26 protein-coding genes and 1 tRNA gene are annotated in these 20,556 nt (G+C 57.5%); 13 read left to right on the top strand and 14 right to left on the bottom strand.

The window, feature by feature from the left end; all coding sequences use genetic code 11:
- Window positions 1-92 precede the first annotated feature (92 nt).
- The 7 genes from tatC to B060_RS0101070 form a co-directional block, all read right to left on the bottom strand.
- Window positions 93-1,016 (bottom strand): twin-arginine translocase subunit TatC, encoded by a 924-nt coding sequence (gene tatC / locus B060_RS0101100; protein WP_018079901.1) that lies wholly within the window; start codon window positions 1,014-1,016, stop codon window positions 93-95.
- The gene (gene tatB, locus B060_RS28290) at window positions 1,013-1,582 is read right to left on the bottom strand and encodes a Sec-independent protein translocase protein TatB (RefSeq protein ID WP_018079900.1); all 570 of its coding nucleotides are present in this window, start codon (window positions 1,580-1,582) and stop codon (window positions 1,013-1,015) included. The genes tatC and tatB overlap by 4 nt, the downstream gene beginning before the upstream one ends.
- A 52-nt stretch (window positions 1,583-1,634) precedes the next feature.
- The gene (locus B060_RS0101090) at window positions 1,635-1,820 is read right to left on the bottom strand and encodes a twin-arginine translocase TatA/TatE family subunit (RefSeq protein WP_018079899.1); all 186 of its coding nucleotides are present in this window, start codon (window positions 1,818-1,820) and stop codon (window positions 1,635-1,637) included.
- Between the two features lie 141 nt (window positions 1,821-1,961).
- Complete coding sequence (gene scpB, locus B060_RS0101085; RefSeq protein ID WP_018079898.1) at window positions 1,962-2,603, bottom strand: SMC-Scp complex subunit ScpB; 642 nt, start codon at window positions 2,601-2,603, stop codon at window positions 1,962-1,964.
- The gene (locus B060_RS0101080; RefSeq protein WP_018079897.1) at window positions 2,600-3,460 is read right to left on the bottom strand and encodes a segregation and condensation protein A; all 861 of its coding nucleotides are present in this window, start codon (window positions 3,458-3,460) and stop codon (window positions 2,600-2,602) included. The genes scpB and B060_RS0101080 overlap by 4 nt, the downstream gene beginning before the upstream one ends.
- A complete protein-coding gene (gene nagZ, locus B060_RS23660; RefSeq protein WP_018079896.1) occupies window positions 3,457-4,515 on the bottom strand; it encodes a beta-N-acetylhexosaminidase in 1,059 nt (352 codons plus the stop codon). The genes B060_RS0101080 and nagZ overlap by 4 nt, the downstream gene beginning before the upstream one ends.
- A gap of 10 nt (window positions 4,516-4,525) precedes the next feature.
- Window positions 4,526-5,311 (bottom strand): SPOR domain-containing protein, encoded by a 786-nt coding sequence (locus B060_RS0101070; RefSeq protein ID WP_018079895.1) that lies wholly within the window; start codon window positions 5,309-5,311, stop codon window positions 4,526-4,528.
- A 227-nt stretch (window positions 5,312-5,538) separates the two neighbouring features.
- Here B060_RS0101070 and B060_RS0101065 point away from each other — a divergent pair, with 227 nt between their 5' ends.
- From B060_RS0101065 to B060_RS0101030, 8 genes are all read left to right on the top strand, one after another.
- Window positions 5,539-5,799 carry a GNAT family N-acetyltransferase gene (locus B060_RS0101065; RefSeq protein WP_026172491.1) on the top strand — a complete coding sequence of 87 codons (261 nt, stop codon included), beginning with the start codon at window positions 5,539-5,541 and terminating at the stop codon, window positions 5,797-5,799.
- Window positions 5,800-6,159: 360 nt separating this feature from the next.
- Window positions 6,160-6,549 carry a transposase gene (locus B060_RS0101055; protein ID WP_081712340.1) on the top strand — a complete coding sequence of 130 codons (390 nt, stop codon included), beginning with the start codon at window positions 6,160-6,162 and terminating at the stop codon, window positions 6,547-6,549.
- Between the two features lie 402 nt (window positions 6,550-6,951).
- Window positions 6,952-7,251, top strand: coding sequence for a helix-turn-helix domain-containing protein (locus B060_RS0101050; RefSeq protein WP_018079891.1), 300 nt, complete (start codon window positions 6,952-6,954; stop codon window positions 7,249-7,251).
- Window positions 7,252-8,502, top strand: coding sequence for a type II toxin-antitoxin system HipA family toxin (locus B060_RS0101045; protein ID WP_018079890.1), 1,251 nt, complete (start codon window positions 7,252-7,254; stop codon window positions 8,500-8,502).
- A gap of 138 nt (window positions 8,503-8,640) precedes the next feature.
- On the top strand, window positions 8,641-8,814 hold the full coding sequence (locus tag B060_RS28375) for an IS1096 element passenger TnpR family protein (protein WP_081606772.1): 174 nt from the start codon (window positions 8,641-8,643) through the stop codon (window positions 8,812-8,814).
- Between the two features lie 217 nt (window positions 8,815-9,031).
- A complete protein-coding gene (locus B060_RS0101040; protein ID WP_018079889.1) occupies window positions 9,032-9,952 on the top strand; it encodes a M14 family metallopeptidase in 921 nt (306 codons plus the stop codon).
- A gap of 717 nt (window positions 9,953-10,669) precedes the next feature.
- A complete protein-coding gene (locus B060_RS0101035) occupies window positions 10,670-10,882 on the top strand; it encodes a hypothetical protein (RefSeq protein WP_157405614.1) in 213 nt (70 codons plus the stop codon).
- A 336-nt stretch (window positions 10,883-11,218) separates the two neighbouring features.
- Window positions 11,219-12,142, top strand: a complete 924-nt coding sequence (locus tag B060_RS0101030) for a tetratricopeptide repeat protein (RefSeq protein WP_026172490.1) — start codon at window positions 11,219-11,221, stop codon at window positions 12,140-12,142.
- A 71-nt stretch (window positions 12,143-12,213) separates the two neighbouring features.
- Here B060_RS0101030 and B060_RS28370 read toward each other — a convergent pair whose 3' ends face one another.
- The 3 genes from B060_RS28370 to B060_RS0101015 all read right to left on the bottom strand — a co-directional run bounded on the left by B060_RS28370 (window position 12,214) and on the right by B060_RS0101015 (window position 13,142).
- Window positions 12,214-12,573 carry a tyrosine-type recombinase/integrase gene (locus tag B060_RS28370; RefSeq protein ID WP_413783233.1) on the bottom strand — a complete coding sequence of 120 codons (360 nt, stop codon included), beginning with the start codon at window positions 12,571-12,573 and terminating at the stop codon, window positions 12,214-12,216.
- Window positions 12,498-12,902 (bottom strand): integrase arm-type DNA-binding domain-containing protein, encoded by a 405-nt coding sequence (locus B060_RS25920; protein WP_026172488.1) that lies wholly within the window; start codon window positions 12,900-12,902, stop codon window positions 12,498-12,500. The genes B060_RS28370 and B060_RS25920 overlap by 76 nt, the downstream gene beginning before the upstream one ends.
- Before the next feature lie 164 nt (window positions 12,903-13,066).
- Window positions 13,067-13,142, bottom strand: a tRNA-Ile gene (locus B060_RS0101015).
- A gap of 208 nt (window positions 13,143-13,350) precedes the next feature.
- Here B060_RS0101015 and B060_RS0101010 point away from each other — a divergent pair.
- From B060_RS0101010 to B060_RS0100990, 5 genes are all read left to right on the top strand, one after another.
- A complete protein-coding gene (locus tag B060_RS0101010) occupies window positions 13,351-14,115 on the top strand; it encodes an SIMPL domain-containing protein (protein WP_018079886.1) in 765 nt (254 codons plus the stop codon).
- Between the two features lie 139 nt (window positions 14,116-14,254).
- Window positions 14,255-15,007, top strand: coding sequence for a hypothetical protein (locus tag B060_RS0101005; RefSeq protein WP_155847595.1), 753 nt, complete (start codon window positions 14,255-14,257; stop codon window positions 15,005-15,007).
- A 2-nt stretch (window positions 15,008-15,009) separates the two neighbouring features.
- Window positions 15,010-15,906, top strand: coding sequence for a M23 family metallopeptidase (locus B060_RS0101000; protein WP_236621551.1), 897 nt, complete (start codon window positions 15,010-15,012; stop codon window positions 15,904-15,906).
- Between the two features lie 44 nt (window positions 15,907-15,950).
- A complete protein-coding gene (locus B060_RS0100995) occupies window positions 15,951-16,580 on the top strand; it encodes a TIGR02466 family protein (RefSeq protein ID WP_018079883.1) in 630 nt (209 codons plus the stop codon).
- The gene (locus B060_RS0100990; protein ID WP_018079882.1) at window positions 16,573-17,604 is read left to right on the top strand and encodes an oxidoreductase; all 1,032 of its coding nucleotides are present in this window, start codon (window positions 16,573-16,575) and stop codon (window positions 17,602-17,604) included. The genes B060_RS0100995 and B060_RS0100990 overlap by 8 nt, the downstream gene beginning before the upstream one ends.
- Window positions 17,605-17,680: 76 nt before the next feature.
- On the opposite strand, the gene B060_RS0100985 is transcribed toward B060_RS0100990, so the two are convergent.
- The 4 genes from B060_RS0100985 to B060_RS27050 form a co-directional block, all read right to left on the bottom strand.
- A complete protein-coding gene (locus B060_RS0100985; protein ID WP_018079881.1) occupies window positions 17,681-18,304 on the bottom strand; it encodes a DUF1134 domain-containing protein in 624 nt (207 codons plus the stop codon).
- Between the two features lie 179 nt (window positions 18,305-18,483).
- The gene (locus B060_RS0100980) at window positions 18,484-18,837 is read right to left on the bottom strand and encodes an MmcQ/YjbR family DNA-binding protein (RefSeq protein WP_018079880.1); all 354 of its coding nucleotides are present in this window, start codon (window positions 18,835-18,837) and stop codon (window positions 18,484-18,486) included.
- Entirely contained in the window at window positions 18,834-19,724 is an 891-nt protein-coding gene (locus tag B060_RS0100975; RefSeq protein WP_018079879.1) for a hypothetical protein, read from the bottom strand. Before B060_RS0100975 ends, B060_RS0100980 begins: the two co-directional genes overlap by 4 nt.
- Before the next feature lie 36 nt (window positions 19,725-19,760).
- A complete protein-coding gene (locus B060_RS27050; protein ID WP_018079878.1) occupies window positions 19,761-20,531 on the bottom strand; it encodes a MerR family transcriptional regulator in 771 nt (256 codons plus the stop codon).
- Window positions 20,532-20,556: the final 25 nt, after the last annotated feature.

The raw sequence follows: 20,556 nt of genomic DNA, 5'->3' as shown, positions 1-20,556 counted from the left end.
CACAGGGTAGGATAAGGGTATATGTGTCTATACAATGGTTTGCGGCTCAGGCAAGCCCATAGACGACGACACAAGCATCGTCGCGTTACGGGTTAAGGGACGTTACGTCCCTTACGGAGTTCGATGATCTTCACGCACAGGATCGAGACTTCATAGAGCAGCCAGATCGGCACCGAGAGCATGATCTGCGAGATCGGGTCCGGCGGCGTGACCACGGCGGCGACAACCACTATGCCCAGAATGGCGTAACGGCGGAAACCGGCCAGCATCTTCGAGGTCACCATGCCCGTCAGGCCGAGCAAAGTGATGATCACCGGCAACTGGAAGCACAGACCAAAGGCGATCATCAGGGTTTCGATCAGTTGCAGATATTCCGACACCTTCGGCATGAACTGGACGGCGACGCCGGCATTGCCGACGATCTGCTGGTTCAGCGAGAACCACAGCACCATCGGCAGGATCAGAAAATAGACCAGCGCCATGCCCATGATGAAAAGCACGGGCGCGGCGATCAGGAACGGCAAGAAGGCCATGCGCTCGCGCTTGTAAAGGCCGGGGGCGACGAAGCGGTAAAGCTGGAAGGCCAGAACCGGGAAGCTGACGATCACGCCGCCAAACATGGCCAGGCGCAGATTGGTGAAGAAGACCTCCATCGGCGCCGTGGCAATGAGCGGGATGTTCTTGACGTTGGCGATGGTTTTCAGGCCGGTCAGAACCATGATCAGGTCGAACGGGCCTCCATGACCGGCATTGCGCTGTTCTGCTTCGTAAAGAGACGACGCAACCGCCAAGGGGTGCACGAGCAGGTTCAGGATATGGGTGTGGAAGGCATAGCAGCCGATCACGCAGACGAAGAAGGCCACAACCATGATGATGATGCGGGTGCGCAACTCGATCAGGTGATCCATCAGGGGGGCGCGCGAGGATTCGATATCGGCCTCGTCGTGCTCCATCGGTGTCACGATGCTGCGCTTGGACTTGTCCTCGATAATCTGAGCCGGCAGGTTCTCGCTCATGCTTCAGTCTCGTTCGGTTTAGCTACAGTCTTCTTGGTGCGTGTGCGTTTGACCGGCGTCACGGTGGGCTCGATATTGACAACCTCGACCGGCGCGGCCTTTACAGGCGCCTTGCGGACGCGCTTGGTTTTTTCCGGCTTGCCTTGTGGTGGCAAGCCTTCCATCTGGGCTTCCAGCATGGCTTCGCGGTCGGCGTCGATCTGGTTGATATCCATCTCGGTGTGTTCGACCGGCGCGGGGATATTGGCGCCACCATTATAGACCTGCGTCTTGGTCTGCAGGCTCGAATTGATATCGCTCTCGATGGATTTCATCTGGTGCGACATATCTTCAAGCCCGTTCAGCTTGCCCGATCTGAGCGCATCGACTTCTTTACGCAGATCGTCCAGTTCGCTCTGTCGCGCCATATCCTCGAAGGAGGTGCGGAATTCATCCGCCATGCGGCGCATCTTGCCGACAAAGCGGCCAAGTTGACGCAACAGCTTCGGCAGGTCTTTCGGCCCGACGACAACCAGCGCCACGACAGCAATAAGGATGAGCTCACCGCCCCCGATACCGGGCACCATGTGACAGACTTTCTCTTAGTATTTCTGGCTCTTAGAAGTTCAAGGTTGAGGATTAAGCCTTAGGCTCTTCGTCAGCCTTCTTGACCTTCACATCGTCTTCGTCGTCCTTCAGGCCGTTCTTGAATGCCTTAATGCCCTTGGCGGCATCTCCCATGAGGCCGGACAGCTTGCCGCCGCCGAAGAGAACCAGAACTACCACACCGATGATCAACCAGTGCCAGATGCTAAAACTACCCATCTTAATCTCCTTAAACCCGCAGCCTACACCTCATACATGGTGGCGCGGCTTTTATATGTCAGCCCGTACGGACAGATTTACGTCCTTATAGGCGCAAGTTTATGCTTGTTGGAAGTGAAAACTCAGTCTTTCTCAAAGAAGTCAGTCCTTCTCGAAAAAGTCTTGGGCAAATTCGGTCTCTTCCATTTCTTCAAGCAGAAGGGGATCTTCGGTGGTCTGTCCACTGGAGGGATCGGGCACCATGAAATCGGCCGGCACGTTGATATCGAGCAGCCCCGCCGCGCGCATTTCGGCCGCGCCCGGCAGATCGGCCAGCGAGGGCAAAGAGAACTGCTCCAAGAAGGCGTCGGTCGTGCCGTATGTGACCGGACGGCCGGGGCTACGTCTGCGACCGCGCAGCTTGATCAGGTTCATTTCATGCAGCACGTCAAGTGTGCCGCGTGAGAGGCCAACCCCGCGCACGGCCTCGATCTCGGCGCGCGTCACCGGCTGGTGGTAGGCGATGATGGCCAGGGTTTCCAGCGCGGCCTTGGAAAGCCTTCGCGGCTCCTCGCGCTCCTCGACCATCAGGTAGCCCAGATCGGAGGCGGTGCGGAACTGCCAGCGGTCGTTGATGATTTCCAGCGCCACGCCACGGCCGGCATAGCGCGCCCGCAAGGCCGCCAGCGCCTTGCCGACCTCAGCGCCTTCCGGCAGACGATACGCGATTTCCGACGCCGACAGCGGTCCATCGGCCGCGAACAAAAGCGCCTCGATGGCGCGTTCCACGGTTTCCGGCGTCATGTCCTGTCTCCGGAGATAGGTTGCCTTTTACGCATATAGAGCGTCTCGAAAGTCGCCAGTTGCTGAAGCTGTAAATGGCCTTCCTTGGCCAGTTCGAGCGAGGCACTCAAGGTGGAGGCGACATAGGAGACGCGCCGTGGACCGCCCGCGCCATAGGGCTGCGGCGCCACGTCTTCGAGCGCCGTCCAGTTGCTCAGCTTTGGCAATTGCGCCCGCAGATTGTCGCGCGCGTCTTCTAGCGAATAGGCCTCGATGCGGCGCGTGGGGTCGTAATGGCGCTCAATTTCGCGACGGCGCTGCGTCACATAGGCGCTCATCAGGTCGAACACATTGGCCTCGATGCGTGACGACGGAATGATCAACCGCGCCTCCGGATCGCCGCGCGCAAACACATCGCGCTTGAGCTGGGGCCGCGAGGTCAGTGCCTCGACCGACTTTCGCATGGCTTCCAGTTTTTTCAGGCGGAAGGCCAGCGCCGCGGCCAGTTCTTCGGGCTGGGGCTCGTTGGTCTGCTTGCGCTCGGCCTGCGGCAGCAGCAGGCGTGATTTCAGATAGGCCAGCCACGACGCCATGACGAGGTAATCGGCCGCCAGAGAAAAGCGCAATCGGCGCGCTTCCTGGATAAAGGTGAGATACTGCTCAGCCAGACGGGTGATCGATATCTTGAGCAGATCGACCTTTTGCTGACGGGCCAGCGCCAGCAGGACGTGCAGCGGCCCTTCATAGCCATCGAGATCGAGCACGAGGGTATCGTCAGCCGCAATTTCTTCAGCGACCTCAGGCCCCGGTCCGTCGAAATCGAGCCGCCTTTGCAGGACGTCGTTTTCAAAGCCTCTGGGGCTGGTATCGCGGTTCACGACGCCTGACTTTCAGTAGGATCAACCTTTGTCACGGCTTCCTGACCGCGCGCCAGCACCATATCAAAACGTGCGCGGGCGTCGATGACATCGAGCGGTTCGGGGACGCGCAAGATGCGCTTGATAGCCGCACGGGCGCGGCGCAGTGATTTGCCTTTCAGCTTCGGCGTTTCATGCACAACCTGCTCCATCTCGGCCATCTGACCACTGCAATGCAGGACCACGTCAACACCGGCACGCAGAGCCGCTTTCACGCGCTTGCCGAGCGTGCCCGACAGAGCATTCATCGAGAGGTCGTCGGTGACCAGAAGGCCCTCAAAACCGATGACATCGCGGACGATCTTGAGACATTTCTTCGAGGTGGTGGCCGGATTCCGGTTGTCGATGGCGTTATAGAGCACATGCGCCGTCATGGCGATCGGCATATCGGCATTGACCTGAAACGGATAAAAATCAACGCGCATCAGGTCATCGAGCTTGGCATCGACGCGCGGCAGATCCATGTGCGAATCGGCGCCGGCGCGGCCATGACCGGGTATGTGCTTGATGACCGGCAGGACACCGCCCGCCAGGAAGCCTTCGCAGGCGGCGCGGCCCATGATGGCGACATCCTGCGGCGTGTGACCATAGGCCCGGTCACCGACAATCTCGTGAGCATCCGGCTGCGGCACATCGAGCACCGGGGCGCAATCGACATTGATACCCAACTCAGCCAGATCGTGCGCCATCAGGCGCGCGCCCAGTCGCACCAGCTCACGTTCCTCATTGGGATCATTGGTGACCTCGGCATAGCGACCGGCCGCTGGATAGTCCGGCCAGTGTGGCGGACGCAGGCGGCGCACCCTGCCCCCTTCCTGATCGATCAGGATAAGGGCTTCATGATCCACCAAAGCTTTCAGCGACGCCACCAGTGACTTAACCTGTTCCGGCGTCTCGATATTGCGACGGAACAGAATAAAGCCCACCGGCTGGGTATCGCTGAAAAACTTGCGCTCCTCAGGCGTCAGTTCGAGGCCTTCAAGCCCCAGGATACATGCCGCGATCGCCTTGGCCACAGGGGATGCCTTATTTTACGATACAGTCGTGCCCGGCAGATTTGAGCGCGGCGCAGAAGGACTTGGCCTTTTCCGCGCTCAGGCCGGTGAAGGCCGTGCGATAGAAGGTGCCGTTTGGCGTGGTGACCTTCTCGACACGCTTGCCGGCGCCACCCACAAAGAGACCGTAGGACGACGCCACCTTGGCGTATTCACTGTTGGCGATCTCGGTCGAGGTGAAGGCGCCGATCTGCACAGCCGACGAACCCGAAGCAGCGACCGGCTTGGCGGGTGTCACAGCCGGCTTGGCGGGCGTCACAACCGGCTTGGCAGGTGTCACAGCCGGCGCAGCGGCGGACGAAGCCACAGCGCTGGAGGTCGCAGCCGCGCTTGCGCCTAGTTGCGACGGCAGCGGCCCGGTAATCGGCGCAGCCGGCAGGGGGGCGACATCAACGACGCCCGCGCTGGCGGCTGGACGCGCGCCCGGCACTTCCGAACCTGGCGCGAAGGCTACGCCGCCTTCGACGCTCATATCCTGATCGCTAAGCGGCTTGGCTTCCTGAACCTGGCCTTCCTTGACATCGCCCAGGGGATCGCCAACTTCCGGCGCGATCTTGCCTTGCTTGTTGAGAGCGAAATTGTACAGGATCACCACCGCCAGCAGCAGAACCACCAGGCAGATGCCGCTGACGATCAGGGTCACCGGCGCCTGATCGCGCGATGTGGGGACACGACGTTCATAGCTCAAGTGATCTTCGGTCGGCGGCGAATAGGTTCCGCGATCCCTGTCGCCTGATCCGTGATCGTTGTCTGTCATGGTGTATCCCCAAACGCCCGGCGCGTCCGCCGGCAACAAAGTTAAGTGTCGTTTCCCCACTATGGGTGGGGAATCGGCGATGAGAATAGAGGGTAGCGCACGATTTGGACACCCCTGTGTCCAAAAATGTCCACAGCGACCTGTTTTGCATGGCTCACTGCTATGTGAAGCGCGCAGAATTGAACTCCCGCCCCGAAGCACTTACCTTTATCACAAAGGAGCCCATCATGAACGCACAGGTCATCGACAATACCAAAGAAAGCCGGTTCGTACTGGTTATCGACGGCGAGATCGCCCACGCCGATTACCGCTTATCGGGCGACGAGCTCTATATTGACTATGTCGAGGCCCCACCTGCCCTGCGTGGCACCGGGGCGGCGGGCCGCCTGATGGAGGGCATTATGACCTCCGCCGCCGAAAAGGGCTATTCGGTTGTGCCCATCTGCGGTTACGCCGCGGCCTGGATGCGCCGGCACCGCAAGCTTTAGCTCAACCAGACTTCCATTCGACGAGAATTTATGCGGCGCTTATTTTTGCCCGCACAACACTTGCCCATACCGAGAATTTCTGAGGGAACTCCCGAAATTGCCGTTTACTTATGGCTTTATCATCCGGATTCGGAAAACGCTGTTATTCAATTTTTGAGTGATGCGTAAAAGATGGGAGGGGCGGTTTATGCACCTTAGTAATGTGCCATTGGCCGGCAAGCTTTCAATTATCGTGGCAGCAATGGCCGTCCCGCTCGCTTTAATGACAGGCCTGTTCATTATGAGTGAGCGTTCAATGATAACCTTCAGTCAGGCCGAACGCGAAGGGGTCGCCTACATCCGCCCGCTGTGGAAATCTCTATGGTTGACGCCGTTATTGCCAATACTGGCAAGGCTCCAGACGAATTATCGGCTGATGCAGGCTATTGCTCCGAAGCCAATATAGCGGCTATGGAAAATCGGAAAATAGACGCCTTTATTGCAACCGGACGCCAAAAGCATAACGGCCCGGCCGCTGATGGCGGCCAGGCCAAAACGCCCAAAACGGAAGAGATGCGCAAACGATTGCGCGAAGGCGGCTTTGAAAGTCCATACCGTTTACGCAAGCAGACGGTAGAGCCTGTGTTTGGCCAGATCAAACACGCCAGAGGCTTTCGTCAGTTTCTAATGCGAGGAATAGAAAACGTATCCGCCGAATGGGCAATGATCTGTACCGTCCACAACATCCCGAAGCTCGCCAAGGCAACCTAAAGACAAAACACCTTTTGAAGAGACAGGCCGCACCAAAAAAATGGCAGAGCCCGATAGTGCCGAACCGCGTCAAAAAATGCCTAACCCCAAAACTGATTACTCGGACGGGCTCCTAGAACATATCGACAGGCTGGAGATGAGGACGATATCTTTTTTTTCACATACTGAACGGTCATAGCCCTGCCTCGTCTGCTCTCAGGCGGGGCAAATTACTAAACCGGCATTTTTAGAATGGCTGACGCCCGCTGGACTTAGGTCGCAATTGACGCGCTCGCCACCGCGAATTAGTCATCCGGCTCTGCCTCACTCTTAATGCCGGGGACACCGCAGCGCCCACATTGCGCGTCATATTAGAGACAACATATTGACTATTACCTGCCACCATGGCATTTAACAGGCATTATGTTATCCATTGCCCTGAAATCACCAAACGAACTTTTGCGCGATGTGGCCAATAGGGCCAAGGCGCGACGGCTCTCTCAGAACCTTACGCAAGAAGGGTTGGCGGCGCGTGCCGACGTAAGCTTGGGGACTCTGAAATTGTTCGAAAAAGAGGGCAAGGCTTCCTTTGCCACCATCGTGCGCATCGCGTTCGCGCTCGATGCGGTCAGTGAATTTGAAAGCCTGTTCCCGCCTTTCACTTACATACACATTGAAGACGTAGCGAACCCGTCCGTCCGCCAACGTGGAAGGCGGAAATAGGTGCTCAAAAATGTTGATCATGTCACCCGACTCGACGTCTCGCTCGATCTAGCTGGGCGCACCCAAGCTGTGGGAACGCTCGCGTGGAGTACGGCTGAGCGTCGCAGCTATTTTGAATACGCTGCCGAATTTATCGAGACACGGCTCTCCCTCTCCCCAATAGCTATGCGCCTCGAACGCGGTGCCGTTGCAGCCCCTCACGTACCCTTTGAGGGCCTCCACGGCCTGTTCAACGATAGTTTGCCGGATGGCTGGGGGCGAAAATTGTTAGATCGCCACCTCCAACGCCTCGGTTACGATCACCAGAGTCTGAGTCCGTTGGACCGGCTGTCCTTTGTAGGGACGAGCGGCATGGGAGCCCTGCGCTACAAGCCGACGGGTGATCTGGATGTACCAGACAAGGCGGCGTTAGAGCTTGACTGGCTCGCATCGCAGGCCGAACTCGCTCAACGCGATGCCACTGAGGCGGACATTGACCGACTACTGGCGGAACAGGGAGGCTCCGCTGGCGTCAGACCCAAGATTGTCGTAGGTCTCGATGTTCAAACCGGTCTTTTGTTTCCAGATCGGAATACGGGCTTGCCTGAAGGATACGCTCCATACATCGTGAAATTCAAAGCGGATAGCGACTCCGAGGAGATTGGCGCGGAAGAATATGCTTATTCTTTGATGGCGCAGGCAGCGGGTGTCGACATGCCAAAGACCCTTTTGCTAAGTGGTAAAAGTGGTGCTCGCTATTTTGCCGTCGAACGGTTTGACCGCACAGCGGAGGGAAGCCGTCACATCCACACACTGAGTGGATTACTGCATGCTGATCATCGAATCCCGTCCGTAGACTACGGCAGCCTATTAAAGGCTACGCGTATCGTGACACGCGATGAGCGTCATGTGAAGCAAATGTTCCGCCGCATGGTCTTCAACGTTTTGGCCCGGAACAGGGACGATCATGCGAAAAACCATGGGTTTGCGATGGATGCTGATGGCATATGGAGCGCCACACCTGCCTACGACATCACCTTTTCGTCGGGCCCCGGGGGCGAACATAACCTGACCATTGCTGGCGAGGGACGAAACCCCAACAACGCACACATTATGGCTGAGGCCAAGGCTTCTGGTGTTAGGGTGGCTGATGCCGCAGAAGCCTATGATTGTGTGAAAGCCGCCCTCGACCTCTGGCCAAAGTTTGCCGAGGCCGCAGGGCTTTCGGGGCGCCGTACCAGGGAACTGGATGCTGTTCTCAACAGCCGCTAGAACGACCAGCAGAGAGAATGCCCGGACCTACTAGACCATTATGTCCGTGAGGCATTAGCCAATTGAATTGGCCCGCCTCGAGGTGTCAACTAAGGCGTCAAGCACAACGGGGGTTGCTCATAGTGAGCCTATCGGCGTGTGCTCGTTCCTTACACCATAAGGCTCCACCGCCTTCACATGGTCATCCAGGCGGCCATGGGATGGACCGATAGCCGCACTGACTGTGGTCATCTATTTCGCTTGTGCATGGGGAAGTCTAAGCTTCATGAATTTGGCCCTAGACAATCAGCCAGTGAAACACCTTCAAGTTAACGTGCTGAAGGCTGAGGCATATGATGATCGCTACGAATTGACGCTTGGAGATTGGGGGCCTCGTCAGGCTGAGAATAGTCTCGAAGTGCCGCGCGCTGTATACGAACAAGCCAAAACTGAGAGACGACTAAGCGCGTCGAACAACCCTAAAGACGGGTTTGACACACACGCCCGTGCGTCCTTAATCTGGAGCACGTTTTCTCTGACCGCGAGCCCCATGATGACTGCTGCCACCTACCCTATCGGACTACCAGGAACGCCCTGGGGCGAAGCTGAGCTCGACACCTGGCGCCAACACCGCATTCGTTTGCGCAATTATGCCGAGGATGTCGTCCCTCGCATAGACGCCCTATCGGCCCAGTTCGACGTCGTAACCTATGGAGAGCTCAACTACTCTGACGACAGCTACCGGCTTTTTGCGCTGCGTTCGCGCGACTGGAACCCCACCTTGCCGGTGGCGCTGGTGACTGGCGGCGTCCACGGCTATGAGACCAGTGGCGTGACAGGTGCGCTGGCCTTTCTGGAAACCCAGGCGGCCAAGTATGCGGGCAGGGTCAATCTTATCGTGGCGCCCTGCGTCAGCCCGTGGGGTTATGAACGTGTCAACCGCTGGAACTATGACGCTCTTGACCCTAATCGCAACTTCCGCGCGGACGGTCCGGCCCCGGAATCGGCCGCGCTGATCCAGCTATTGTCGCCGCTGCACGGACAAGTTCTCATGCACATCGACCTTCATGAGACGACCGATAGCGATGAAAGCGAGTTCCGACCGGCGCTCGCAGCACGCGACGGCAAGGATTATGAGCCGGGTGAAATCCCTGACGGCTTCTATCTGGTGGACGACAGTGACAATCCGCAGCCGGAGTTTCAACAGGCGATTGTCACCGCGGTGGAAGCCGTCACCCACATCGCGCCGCCAGATGCGCACGGCAACATCATCGGCTCCCCCTTGGTTGCGCATGGCGTCATTGAATATCCGGTAGCCAAATACGCCATGTGCACGGGCATCACCGGCGCGCCTTACACGACGACGACCGAGGTTTATCCTGACAGTCCCCGCGCCTCCCCTAAGGAATGCAGCGACGCCCAGGTGGCCGCGGTCTGCGCAGCTATAGACTATGTCCTGACCCAGATTTGACCGCTTGCTTGGGGCCCCTGTGTCGCCGATGCGGTCAATTCGGGCATCTTGAAGGCTTTTATGACTACACCCGCCAGAGGCTTATCTGGCGGGTGTTTGGCTTTTGTCCGGAGACGTATGGTTCTTCTAAATCAGACGAACACACCCAACTGCACGTCGTAAGCGGCATCATAGAAGTCCTCATTGCTTGTCTGAGCCTGCAGTGACCGTTGCGATGTTACAATGCGAACCAGGTATTCTTAATCGCCAAATGTAAGCTGTAAGGCAAGCTCCTCACAGCACTAGATAAATCATCGAGACTGGGTGAGTTCAGACGTGCCACATTAAAACAAATGCCACCCCGATAAGGGTAAAGCCACACCACGCGACAACGTACATGATGAGGTCAACATTGCCCTTGCCAGATTGTTTTTCGGCAATTTTAGGTTTCTCTGCGTACCTAATATGTCTCATTCCGAAACTCCATTCGCATTCAGATGACCACCAGCAAAACACATTCCACTTGCCGTTACGCAGGCCACTTCGGCTGCCGTTCAGCTACGGTCACCTTAATTGACAGCTACCAGTGAGCGGAAACTGTGGATGACGGAGGTCATCCTTTAAGACTGTCGGCAAAGTCGCTGTTCAGACACGCAAAATGGTGAAATGATGCCACCCTGTTACAGGGGACACGTGTCAGACCAACGACTAACGGGCCAGGAAATAGCCGCGAGCGGCTTGACCTATGAACAAATAGTCGAGGCGGTCGAATGGCTTGTGTTGGATTCCATTGGCCCCAAGGTCAATGGAATGGCGGGCGACATCATCTTGGGCGGCATGGCGCAAGCCATGACCCGAATCGCCATGGCGACAAACAAGATTGAGCAGCGCGAGGCTATGCAAATGATCCGTTCGATGTTTATGGCGAAGCCGAACGAGTGCCCCGCTTAAATGACAACTTGCAATTCGCAAGCCTCAACATTTAGCCAGTCAGCCCGTATATGGGCATAGGTATCCGTATTTGGTGTCGGTCAGCCGCCCCTCCCGCTAAACGCCCCCCAACGGCCGAACGGCCACACTTTGGAGGTGAACACTTCCCAGCAACTGAAGATCAATGTGGTAAAATGCCGGTGCCATTATGCTCCTCTCCTAAGCAACTGTTTCAATAATAGGATAACACTTGCTTCTGGCCCAGCGGCGACAGGGAAAAATCTAATCCGGAATGATATGTGCTTTAGAGTTTTAGGCCTTCCGTCTAAAGTCTGCAATTCCATAGGGGGGAGAAGAATGAGCCAATCAGTTGCGTCAATTTGCCGGATTTTTTATATATGCCTGCTGATAGTTCAGCCATTTCCTGTGATCGCGCAAACAACCGCCACTGACTTCGGGAAATCTATCAGCCGCGCGGAAAAAGGTGACGTGCAGGCATACGAAGGTGCTGGTTTAGACTATTTTCACGGAAGCAATGGCGCGCCACAGGATTACGCAAAGGCCTTGTTCTGGTTTCGTAAAGCCGTCAACAATGGCAATAGTTCGGCTGCCCAAATGCTTGGAGAGATGTACGGCCGAGGTTTGGGCGTCCCTCAAGACAGCGAGTTGGCGGCTAAATGGTATCGAATGGCCGCCGAGCATGGAATACCTTTTGCTGCTGAATCGGCGGATTTGTTTGAGCATATCACAGTAGAGGGACGACTGGAGCAGCGAAGGCTTGGTGAACTCGAAAGGGCATTTACAATACTCAATCCATTTCAAGACCCTGCCTTCGACGCCTCCATAGAGGACCGAAAGCAAGCTTTTGCTGTAATTCAAAAAGCTGCAATGGAAGGATTGGCAGGTGCCCAGTCGACCATAGCGTTTATTTATGACGACCCTGTCTTTGCTGATCAACTGGGTGTTGGATTTGACCAGTCCAAAGCTACCGAGTTCTATCTGGCAGCAGCAGAGCAACATGATCCGGACGCAATGGTTGCAATCGCCAAGCGGTATGAGCACGGAATCGGTTTCGCAAAAGATACCGATAAGGCGTTAATGTGGTATAGAGAAGTGGCTAAACTTCCATTCAACAGGTTTAGCCACCTGACGGGCCTGGCAGGGTGTAAAATCGATTTCCTCGAAGATGGAATGCTGGACAATCGAAATTGCGAAACTTGGACGAGCACCCATCAAGCAAGGAATGGGCTGCGAGACGACGAGCCTCACCTCGATCAGTGAGTGTTCATAAGGAGTGTTAGGCGCCATGTATTGCCGTTCAATCCAGTCAGAATTGAATAGACCACTCTCGTTTAGAATGGTTGATGCCGTGCTGCGGAGACCATGGATCGACAGCCGCGAATGATAAACTCGGGCAATTCCTTTTCCCGAATGCTCGGTTGATGCTTGACCTTCGGTGCCGGTCGCATCGCGTTATGGAGCGAAGCTGCTGGATCGTACTTCGCCTTTCCGTTGGCAATAGCGTACCTGAAGATTGAACTGATGGTCTGTCGGAGGCGTTTGGCCGTGTCGATGGCGCCTCGATCCTCCACCGTTCGAATCGCAGCCAAGACTTCGGGAGGCTCGATTTCGGTTATCAATTCGCACCTAGAACCGGGAATACATCTCTCTCCAAGCCTGAGATAATCGGGCTGCTGTGATGGTCGACCCATGCTCCTTGCTTTAAGTTGAACCACTCGCGCCCCATCGCCTCGAAGCTAATCGATTTAGCCTTCTCTTTAGCGGGCACCTTAGCAGACGGATCAACCCCCTTCGCCAACAATCGCTTGGCATCATCCTTCAAGCGGCGAGTGTCAAGAAGCTTCACATGCGGATAAGCTCCAAACGTTAGTGACTTCTGTTTGCCCTCAAAACGGTAGGCCAAGCGCCAGAGTTTTCCGCCAGAAGGTGTCACAAGGATATGAAGCCCCTCACCGTCAGAATATTTTTTAGCCTTTTCGGCAGGCTTTAACGCCTTAATTCTTAATTCGCTGAGCGACATGTGTTGGTATCCCGGCCAACCCGTGTTGGTATCTGACCTAAACATCCCAACAAATATATGAGAACAGGTGACATTTAACGGTACCTCAAGGGACGAGAATTTTCAATATTCCCTTTTAAAATAAGGAGTTTTGAACACATATGGGATCTATTGGGAAAGGAGGTTGGTAGGCGAGGAGGGACTCGAACCCCCAACCAGACCGTTATGAGCGGTCGGCTCTAACCATTGAGCTACTCGCCCCCAAAACGCGAAAGGCGCCCGAAGGGAGGCCGTGCCTAACATGCACGCCACATGATTTAAACCCCATTTTTTAGCTATCCACGCTGTTCAGGCCACATTCATGCAGCTTGCGCCATTATGAGCTTACCGCAGAGAAGCGTCATACAAACGATGCAAGCTGCGGACTGTCATATCGACATGCGACCCAATATAGAGAAAGACCATCCACATGACCGCCATCCGTAACGCCAAATCCGCCCTGCTGAAATCCTTCGCTTTAGGCGCCCTTGTGGCCGGAATGGCCGCCGCCCCTCTGATGGCAAGCGCTCAGGCCGCCACCCAGACGCCCGTTATGATCATGCCGGCGCCCAGCACGCTCAGCCTCAACGCCTCCGGTGAGGTCAGCGCCACACCCGACATGGCCACGATCAATTTCGCCGTGGTGACGCAAGGTTCCAGCGCCTCCGAAGCCATGAAGGGCAATAATGTCCGCATGAATACGGTCATGGCCGCCCTCAAGGACGCCGGGATCGCTGCCAAGGACATCCAGACCTCAAGCCTCAACTTGAACCCGCAGTATGATTACACCGATGGTCAGGCCCCGAAACTGACCGGCTATCAGGCCCAGAACCAGATCACCGTGCGCGTCAACGATCTGACCCGCACCGGCCCGGTCATCGACGCTGTGATTAAGGCCGGCATCAATCAGGTCAATGCCATCACCTTTGGCCTGAAGAATGATGAAGCCGTGCTCGATCAGGCCCGTCAGGCCGCCGTCGCCACCCTGCTCAAGCGCGCCAATCTCTATGCGGCTGCCACCGGCATGAAGGTTAAGCGTATCATCACAATCGATGAAGGCGGCCCGGTCTACAACCAGCCGCAGCCGATGATGATGTCGATGCGCGCCAAGTCGGCCGATTCCTCGACGCCCGTCTCTTCCGGTGAACTGCAACTGAGCGTCAACGTGTCGGCGACCTTCGAACTGGAGAAATAAACCTCTCCCAAGGCGAGTAAGGTAAAGCCTCTTCATCCATTTCCTTCTTCACACGTGACAGGGTGTTAACTTTTTGTTAACTTGCCGCGTGGGTGACGGCGTCAGATTGGCGCTGTGGGATGGATGGGGAGGCTTTGACGTGTCCAAAAAGCAGATTGCTGCCGTAGCAGCCGCTGTGGTCGCGCTGACGATGGGCGCCGGCGCCGTGTTTTACAGCGCTGAGGCGCGGCAGGTGGCCACCAATCGGCAGGCCAGTTCCACCTTCCGCGGCGACCTCCGAAATGGCAGCCCTGTTCTTTTACGCAAGGCGCTGCCGCCCGCACCGGTGCAGTGGCAGTCAGCCCTTGAGCGCGCCAGCCAGCAAAAGTCCTTGCGCAAGTCGGATGGCATATTGGCGCGCCTGCCCAAGGCTGAACTCGACCGCACCCGCCTCCCCGTCATCCTGCCGCGCGCCGGCGTGATTGATGCCGCCAAGGCCAAACTGGTGAGCTTTGGTGATGCCTACGCGCTCAACATGCCGCAGGCCAAGGGCGTGCAGATCACCATGTACGGCAACCGCTCCTTCGTGCCGGCCGAGGCCGGCGCCGTGTCGAAAAGACCGGTCGCCCGCTTGCTCAATGTGGTCGAGGACGTCCGCATCAGTCAGATGGAGGACGGCTGGACCGGCACCTTCACGCGCTACGGCGTGGTCTACAGCCTCGATGTCAGTTGCGATGATATCAAAAGCCCCGATTGCCAGAGCGACGGCTATATCCGCAACGCCATCGCGCAGTTCGATGACGTGACCCTCGGCGCCGAAGCCCAGGCAGAAGCCAATAGGGCGGTCGCAAAGCCCGCCAACTGGCTGGACGGCGCCGTCCAGTCGGTGCGCAAGCTGACGAAGGCGAGTTGATCATGCGCCGTCATCCCATCAATGTCGCCATCTTCCTCGCCGCCATGCTGTTCGGTATGAACGCCTGTGACAGCAAGCCGCCGGTCGATGGCGGTGACGCCAGCGCCTCAGCCAGCGAATCCGAAAGCGCGGACAGCTTAGAAAGCGCGGAAGCGTCCGATGCCGCATCAGAAGTGGCATCCGAATCAGCTTCCGAAGTCGCCATGGTCGATTTCCCGCATGGCGCCGCGACCGCCCTCGTCGCCGGCTCCGGCAGCGGCTACACCGATGTCAGCAACTGGGCGCCGGGCATCTGTTTCCCGATGGCCCAGACGCCCGTCTACGCAAATTCACAGGTCTATAGCCCCGGCGGCGACCATTACCCCACCACCACGGCCAGCAATCACGGCGTCCAGTGCGACCCGGTCAACTACGCCTATCCGTGGAAGGACAATTTCTGCGAGGCGCGCGGCTGGAACAATCCGGTCTGTGCCAGCGGTCAGGGCCACCAGGGCCAGGACATTCGCCCAGCCACCTGCAAGGCCAATATGTACTGGGCCGTGGCGGCCGAGGACGGCGTTGTCACACAGGTCGGTTCCTATACCGTAGCCGTCACCGGGAACGGCGCGCCGCACCGCATTTACCGTTACCTGCATATGCAAAAAAGCTCGGTCAAGGTGACGGTTGGCGATGCGGTGAAGCGCGGGCAAAAGCTCGGCCTCGTTTCAAACAATCTCGGCGTTTCCAACGGCGTGCAGCAATATACCACCATCCACCTGCATTTCGAGGTGCGTATCGCGCAGGCCGAACAACTGGCCGACGGCACGCAACTGACCGCCAACGCCTTTGTGCCCCCCTACACGGCCCTGGTCGACGCCTACCAGCGCAAGCTGGCCGGCGATTGCCCGACGGTGGAGTAGTTTTGAGTCTTGCCCTGAACGCCCTATAAGCTTAGGGAAACGCCATGAGCAAAACAGCCCCCGCCTCCGTCACCCCTCTTTTCGTCACCGAGCTTTACCGCGCCGATCTCGGCGATGCCAAGTTCGAGGATTTCCTTGCCGAACTCGACGACACCTGCCGCGCCATCGCCGATGAGGACGAGGCCGGGCAGACCTGGTCGCAGACCAAGGGCTACCTCGGCTATACCTCCTATGCGTCGCTGAACGACCTGCCGGCCCGCGCCAGCATCTTCGCCGACCTGAAAGCCATACTCGACAGCCACGTCGCCGCCTTTGCCGACAAGCTCGATTTCGATCTCAACGGCCGCAAGCTCAAGCTTGACTCGATGTGGATCAATGTTCTGGAGCCGATGGGCCACCATTCTAGCCATATCCATCCGCACAGCGTCATTTCCGGCACGTTTTACGTCTCCATCCCCGAAGGCTCAAGCGCCCTGCGCCTCGAAGACCCGCGCCTCGGCTTTATGATGAACGCCCCCCTGCGCAAGGCCAATGGCAAGCCGGAGCACCAGAGCTTTGTCTGCGCCACGCCGCTGGCCGGAACGGTTTTGCTGTGGGAAAGCTGGTTGCGCCATGAGGTGCCGATCAATCTGAGCGACGATGTGCGCATTTCGGTGAGTTTCAACTATGCCTAGGGTCAGGGCAGCGCTGGTCGGTTACGGCTATGCCGGCAAGACCATCCACGCGCCGCTGATCCGCGCGGCCAAAGGGCTTGAGCTGACGACCATCGTATCGTCACGCCCTGCCGATGTGCTGTCAGATATCTCTGGTGTCACGGTCGCGCCCGATCTCACCACCGCACTCAATGATCCCGCTATCGAACTGGTGGTGATCGCCACACCGAACGACCTTCACGCCTCACAGGCCCACGAAGCGCTGGAAGCCGGCAAGCATGTCGTCATCGACAAGCCTTTTGCGCTCAGTGTAGCGGAAGGCGAATCGGTTCTGGCCCATGCCGAGCGGGTCGGCAAACTCGTATCGGTCTTCCATTGCCGCCGCTGGGACAGCAACTACCTGACTTTCCAAGCCCTACGTCCGCGCCTCGGCGACCTTTATCAGTTTATCCTGCGCTATGACCGTCTGCGGCCCGTGGTGCGCGATCGCTGGCGTGAACGCGCGGGTCCCGGCTCCGGCATCTGGTTCGACCTCGGCTCGCACCTACTCGATCAGGCCTTGAGCCTTTTCGGACAGCCGGAATGGATCATGGCCGATATCACGGGCCAGCGTCCGGCTGCGCAGACCGATGACTATTTCCACGTCACGCTCGGCTACGGCCCGCTGCGCGTCATCCTGCACAGTTCGATGATGACCACCATCAACGGCCCCTGCCTTGAGGTGCAGGGCTCAAAGGGCGCCTTCGTCAAGTATGGCATGGATACGCAGGAAGAGATGCTAAAAGCCGGTCGCACACCGGGCGATCCTGGCTGGGGCGCCGATCCGGTCACCGGACGTTTCACACCGGTCACGGATGATGTCGCAGGCATGCCGGAGGAGATCGTGGCCACAACCGGCAATTACCTTGCCTATTACGAGGCCATGGCGAAGGCCATACCCGACAACGCGCCCAATCCGGTGAGCGGAGAGGACGCGCTGAAAGTGATGCGATTACTGGAGCTTGGCTTTATCAGCTCACGTGAAGGTCGAAGAGTAGCGGTGTAGTTCCGAAACCGTGAGGTTTCGGCAAGCGCGATCACGCGCCGGCGCTGATGCGCCGAGCTATGCGGCGTTTGAGCTCTTACAATGGAATAATACGGCGCTTCTTCGAGAAGCTCATATAGCCGACATTGGCGCCGAGACGGAAGCCGACACCGGCGCGGATGGGCGCCAGCACGATACCTTCGGCGCGCTGGTAGGTCAGGCTGAGGCCGCCGATGAAATAGGCCGAACCCTCGACACCAGGGAAGCGGCGATACATGAAGATCGGCTCGCGCAGGTTATAGATCAGGGTAAAGCAGCGCGAGGCGTTGGCGCCGGTATCAAACCCGATCGATGGCCCCTGCCAGAACAGTTGTGTCGGCTCCGGCACGTCCTTCATGAACAGGTTACCCTTGCCATAGCGTACGCCGATGCCGACCGCGCCGGAGGCTTCGGTGCCGGCGATATAGGCGGTGGGGTGATCGCCATAGTCGGCGAAGATCTTTTCCAGCGCGCCGCCAAGCGCTTCGACGGTCACGCCGAGGAAATCCGAACCTGCGGTCAGGATTTCATCACGCGTATAATAGCGATATTCCTGCTTTTCGGCAGGCTGGCCTTTCTCGACAGGATAATCCTGCGCCATAGCCAAGCGCGGGGCGAGGCCAGCGATCAAGGGCGTGGCGGCGGCGGCCACACCGGCCAGAAGAAACGAACGACGCTCCATGCGGCGACTCCTCAAACTCAAAAGATCGGGTGTATCGCCATGAAGGTTAATGCCGTATTTACTAACATCCCCTTACGCGCGCAAATTCCCCGGTTGATTTGACGATGACAGAGTCATGTGTCGTCAATAGGGCTTGATCCGCCGCAAGCCGGCCGCAATTCTTAATTTCGGGATATCAATTACAAAGTTCTGACGTCCGCTTCATGCGCCTTCAGAAGCTTTTTCGGTGCCTGCGCCAGCCACACCTGACGCAGATTTCCGCGTATCCAGTCCTCATCGATTTTGTCCTTGTGCGCCAAGATGCATGGCCAATTACGATGATGATCTGTGATAAAAAAGGTCTCGGAATCAGCCTCCAGATAAACGTCGCGCGTCTCAAAATCCATCTTGAAGACCGGCGCATCCCACTTCGAATTCCAGTAGAACATCGCCCTCTTGCCTACCTTGACGTTCGGCGCACCCCACGATTCCGAGGCTTCGGTACCAGGCAGTTCCAGAGCCAGTTCACAGAGGTGTTGCAAGGTCAGGCTCACAGGACACGCTCAAGCCAACGTCCTACATTCAGCGCAAATTGCTGGTCGTCATATCCCGGGACATTCATACCGGCATAGATACGCTCACCATTTGGTTGGATGACCACCTGGGCCGACAGCATGGCTGCCTCCCCCATCACCACCAATCGCCCTGCGCCATAGTCCAGCGCGAAGCTCTGGCATCGCCCGGCGACTGCAGGCATCTTGCGTCCGCGGGTCATATCCTGGGGTGTTGGTGCCTCACGCGCCCGGTCACCAAACTTTAGCAAGGCCGTAGCGCCTTTCGGCACACTCAACGACTGGCCGGTGAAGCTCTTTATCTTGCGAATACGCTCCTTGTCATTGCGCCCATGCATGATGAGATGATCACCCAGCGCGGCGCCGGTAAAGACAAGCTGACTGTTTGCTTCCGGTTCGAACACATAGCCCGTGCCCATGTCGAAGCCAAAGGCCTTCGCCATGATCTGCGCCGCCTTGCCAAAGGGGGCATGATCGGCGATCAGCCACAGCGATCCGCCGCCCTTAACCCATTGTTCAACGTTGGTACATTCCTCAGTCGTGAAAGCCTCTTCGCCGCCCTTCGGCGGCAGGGCATTAGCGACAACCAGCACATCGTTTTCGGCCAATGTTGCGGCGCTAAAGGCCGCGTCGTTCGTCCCAACCGTCCAACCATCAGCGGTCATCAGCCGCGCAAACGGCGCATAACGACCGTCACGCGTATGGAAGTTGTTATGCGCTTGATCTATCGTCAGGTGCTTCCCTGCGATGGCCGGCATATCAACTTTCGGTTTGAAATCGGGATCACTAACCTGTTGCTGTGCCTGAACAGGACCAGCCGCCAGAGTCGCCGCCCCCGCCATAACCATGCTGCGCCGTGTCCAGTCCATGCCAGCCTCCTGTTTTGCAGTCTGAACCTACCGCGTTCATGCCGCCGCGTCGAGCGCCACCCACGCTTTCATGCCGGACGTCAGCCATACGGTCAGTCCAGGCGCCAGGCTTTCGAAATGATCCTTATACCCGGCATAGCCGAAAGCGTCGGCCACGCTTGTATAGGTTTCCGGCATACATGGCCCGCCTATTATGGCAGCCGTCAGAATACGGTGCCTGACCAGCAGCTCGGACACCGCCAGCGTTTCAACCGTCATACCGGCTTTAAATGCTGTCACCAAATCACCCTCCCAAGCTTTGCGCTGCGCTGAAAGTCCAGTCCGTTCTTCCGGCGTCATGGCGGTGATACGGCGGCGCGTGTCCGCAACGGAGCTGTCAACTTTTTCACTGTAGCGCTCCATCAGCCATTGCTTGTATTCGGCCGCCTGAGCATCCGATTTCCAGATGTTGGGATATGTATCTGTCATGTCATCTCCATCAATGCGCCTGAGCGTGGTTTCGATAATACTCAGCAGATCACCAAGGCTTCTCAGACGGTCCACCAGCCGCTGGCGATGGCCGCGCAAAGCGCTGGCAACATCGAAATCGGTCGCATCCATGATGTCACCGATCTGATCTAGTCCCAGGCCCAAGTCGCGGTACATTAGCACCTGCTGCAGCCTGTGAAGCTGCGTCCGTTCGTAATATCTGTAGCCATTATTGCCAAGGTAGGCCGGTTTCAGCAGGCCGATATCGTCATAGTGATGCAAGGTTCGCACCGAAATGCGAACCAGATCAGCCAGTTGTTTGACGGTATAGCGAGTCAACAGTCTCCCTCCGTACGCCGGACCA

The organism is Asticcacaulis benevestitus DSM 16100 = ATCC BAA-896 (assembly GCF_000376105.1).
Lineage (GTDB): Bacteria > Pseudomonadota > Alphaproteobacteria > Caulobacterales > Caulobacteraceae > Asticcacaulis > Asticcacaulis benevestitus.
Note: the sequence above shows the minus strand (reverse complement) of the source record. Positions and strands in the feature narration are given on the sequence as shown.

Bases quoted from the DNA above. Each gene is read 5' to 3' on its own strand.
- tatC (WP_018079901.1), bottom strand. From the start codon at position 1,016: ATGAGCGAGAACCTGCCGGCTCAGATTATCGAGGACAAGTCCAAGCGC.
- B060_RS0100995 (WP_018079883.1), top strand. From the start codon at position 15,951: ATGAGCAAAACAGCCCCCGCCTCCGTCACCCCTCTTTTCGTCACCGAG.
- B060_RS25920 (WP_026172488.1), bottom strand. From the start codon at position 12,902: ATGTCGCTCAGCGAATTAAGAATTAAGGCGTTAAAGCCTGCCGAAAAG.
- B060_RS0101070 (WP_018079895.1), bottom strand. From the start codon at position 5,311: ATGACAGACAACGATCACGGATCAGGCGACAGGGATCGCGGAACCTAT.
- B060_RS0101050 (WP_018079891.1), top strand. From the start codon at position 6,952: ATGTTATCCATTGCCCTGAAATCACCAAACGAACTTTTGCGCGATGTG.
- B060_RS0101010 (WP_018079886.1), top strand. From the start codon at position 13,351: ATGACCGCCATCCGTAACGCCAAATCCGCCCTGCTGAAATCCTTCGCT.
- B060_RS0101000 (WP_236621551.1), top strand. From the start codon at position 15,010: ATGCGCCGTCATCCCATCAATGTCGCCATCTTCCTCGCCGCCATGCTG.
- B060_RS0101055 (WP_081712340.1), top strand. From the start codon at position 6,160: ATGGTTGACGCCGTTATTGCCAATACTGGCAAGGCTCCAGACGAATTA.
- B060_RS0100990 (WP_018079882.1), top strand. From the start codon at position 16,573: ATGCCTAGGGTCAGGGCAGCGCTGGTCGGTTACGGCTATGCCGGCAAG.
- B060_RS0101030 (WP_026172490.1), top strand. From the start codon at position 11,219: ATGAGCCAATCAGTTGCGTCAATTTGCCGGATTTTTTATATATGCCTG.
- B060_RS0101090 (WP_018079899.1), bottom strand. From the start codon at position 1,820: ATGGGTAGTTTTAGCATCTGGCACTGGTTGATCATCGGTGTGGTAGTT.
- B060_RS0101040 (WP_018079889.1), top strand. From the start codon at position 9,032: ATGATGACTGCTGCCACCTACCCTATCGGACTACCAGGAACGCCCTGG.
- tatB (WP_018079900.1), bottom strand. From the start codon at position 1,582: ATGGTGCCCGGTATCGGGGGCGGTGAGCTCATCCTTATTGCTGTCGTG.
- B060_RS0101065 (WP_026172491.1), top strand. From the start codon at position 5,539: ATGAACGCACAGGTCATCGACAATACCAAAGAAAGCCGGTTCGTACTG.
- B060_RS0100975 (WP_018079879.1), bottom strand. From the start codon at position 19,724: ATGGACTGGACACGGCGCAGCATGGTTATGGCGGGGGCGGCGACTCTG.
- B060_RS28370 (WP_413783233.1), bottom strand. From the start codon at position 12,573: ATGGGTCGACCATCACAGCAGCCCGATTATCTCAGGCTTGGAGAGAGA.
- B060_RS0100985 (WP_018079881.1), bottom strand. From the start codon at position 18,304: ATGGAGCGTCGTTCGTTTCTTCTGGCCGGTGTGGCCGCCGCCGCCACG.
- scpB (WP_018079898.1), bottom strand. From the start codon at position 2,603: ATGACGCCGGAAACCGTGGAACGCGCCATCGAGGCGCTTTTGTTCGCG.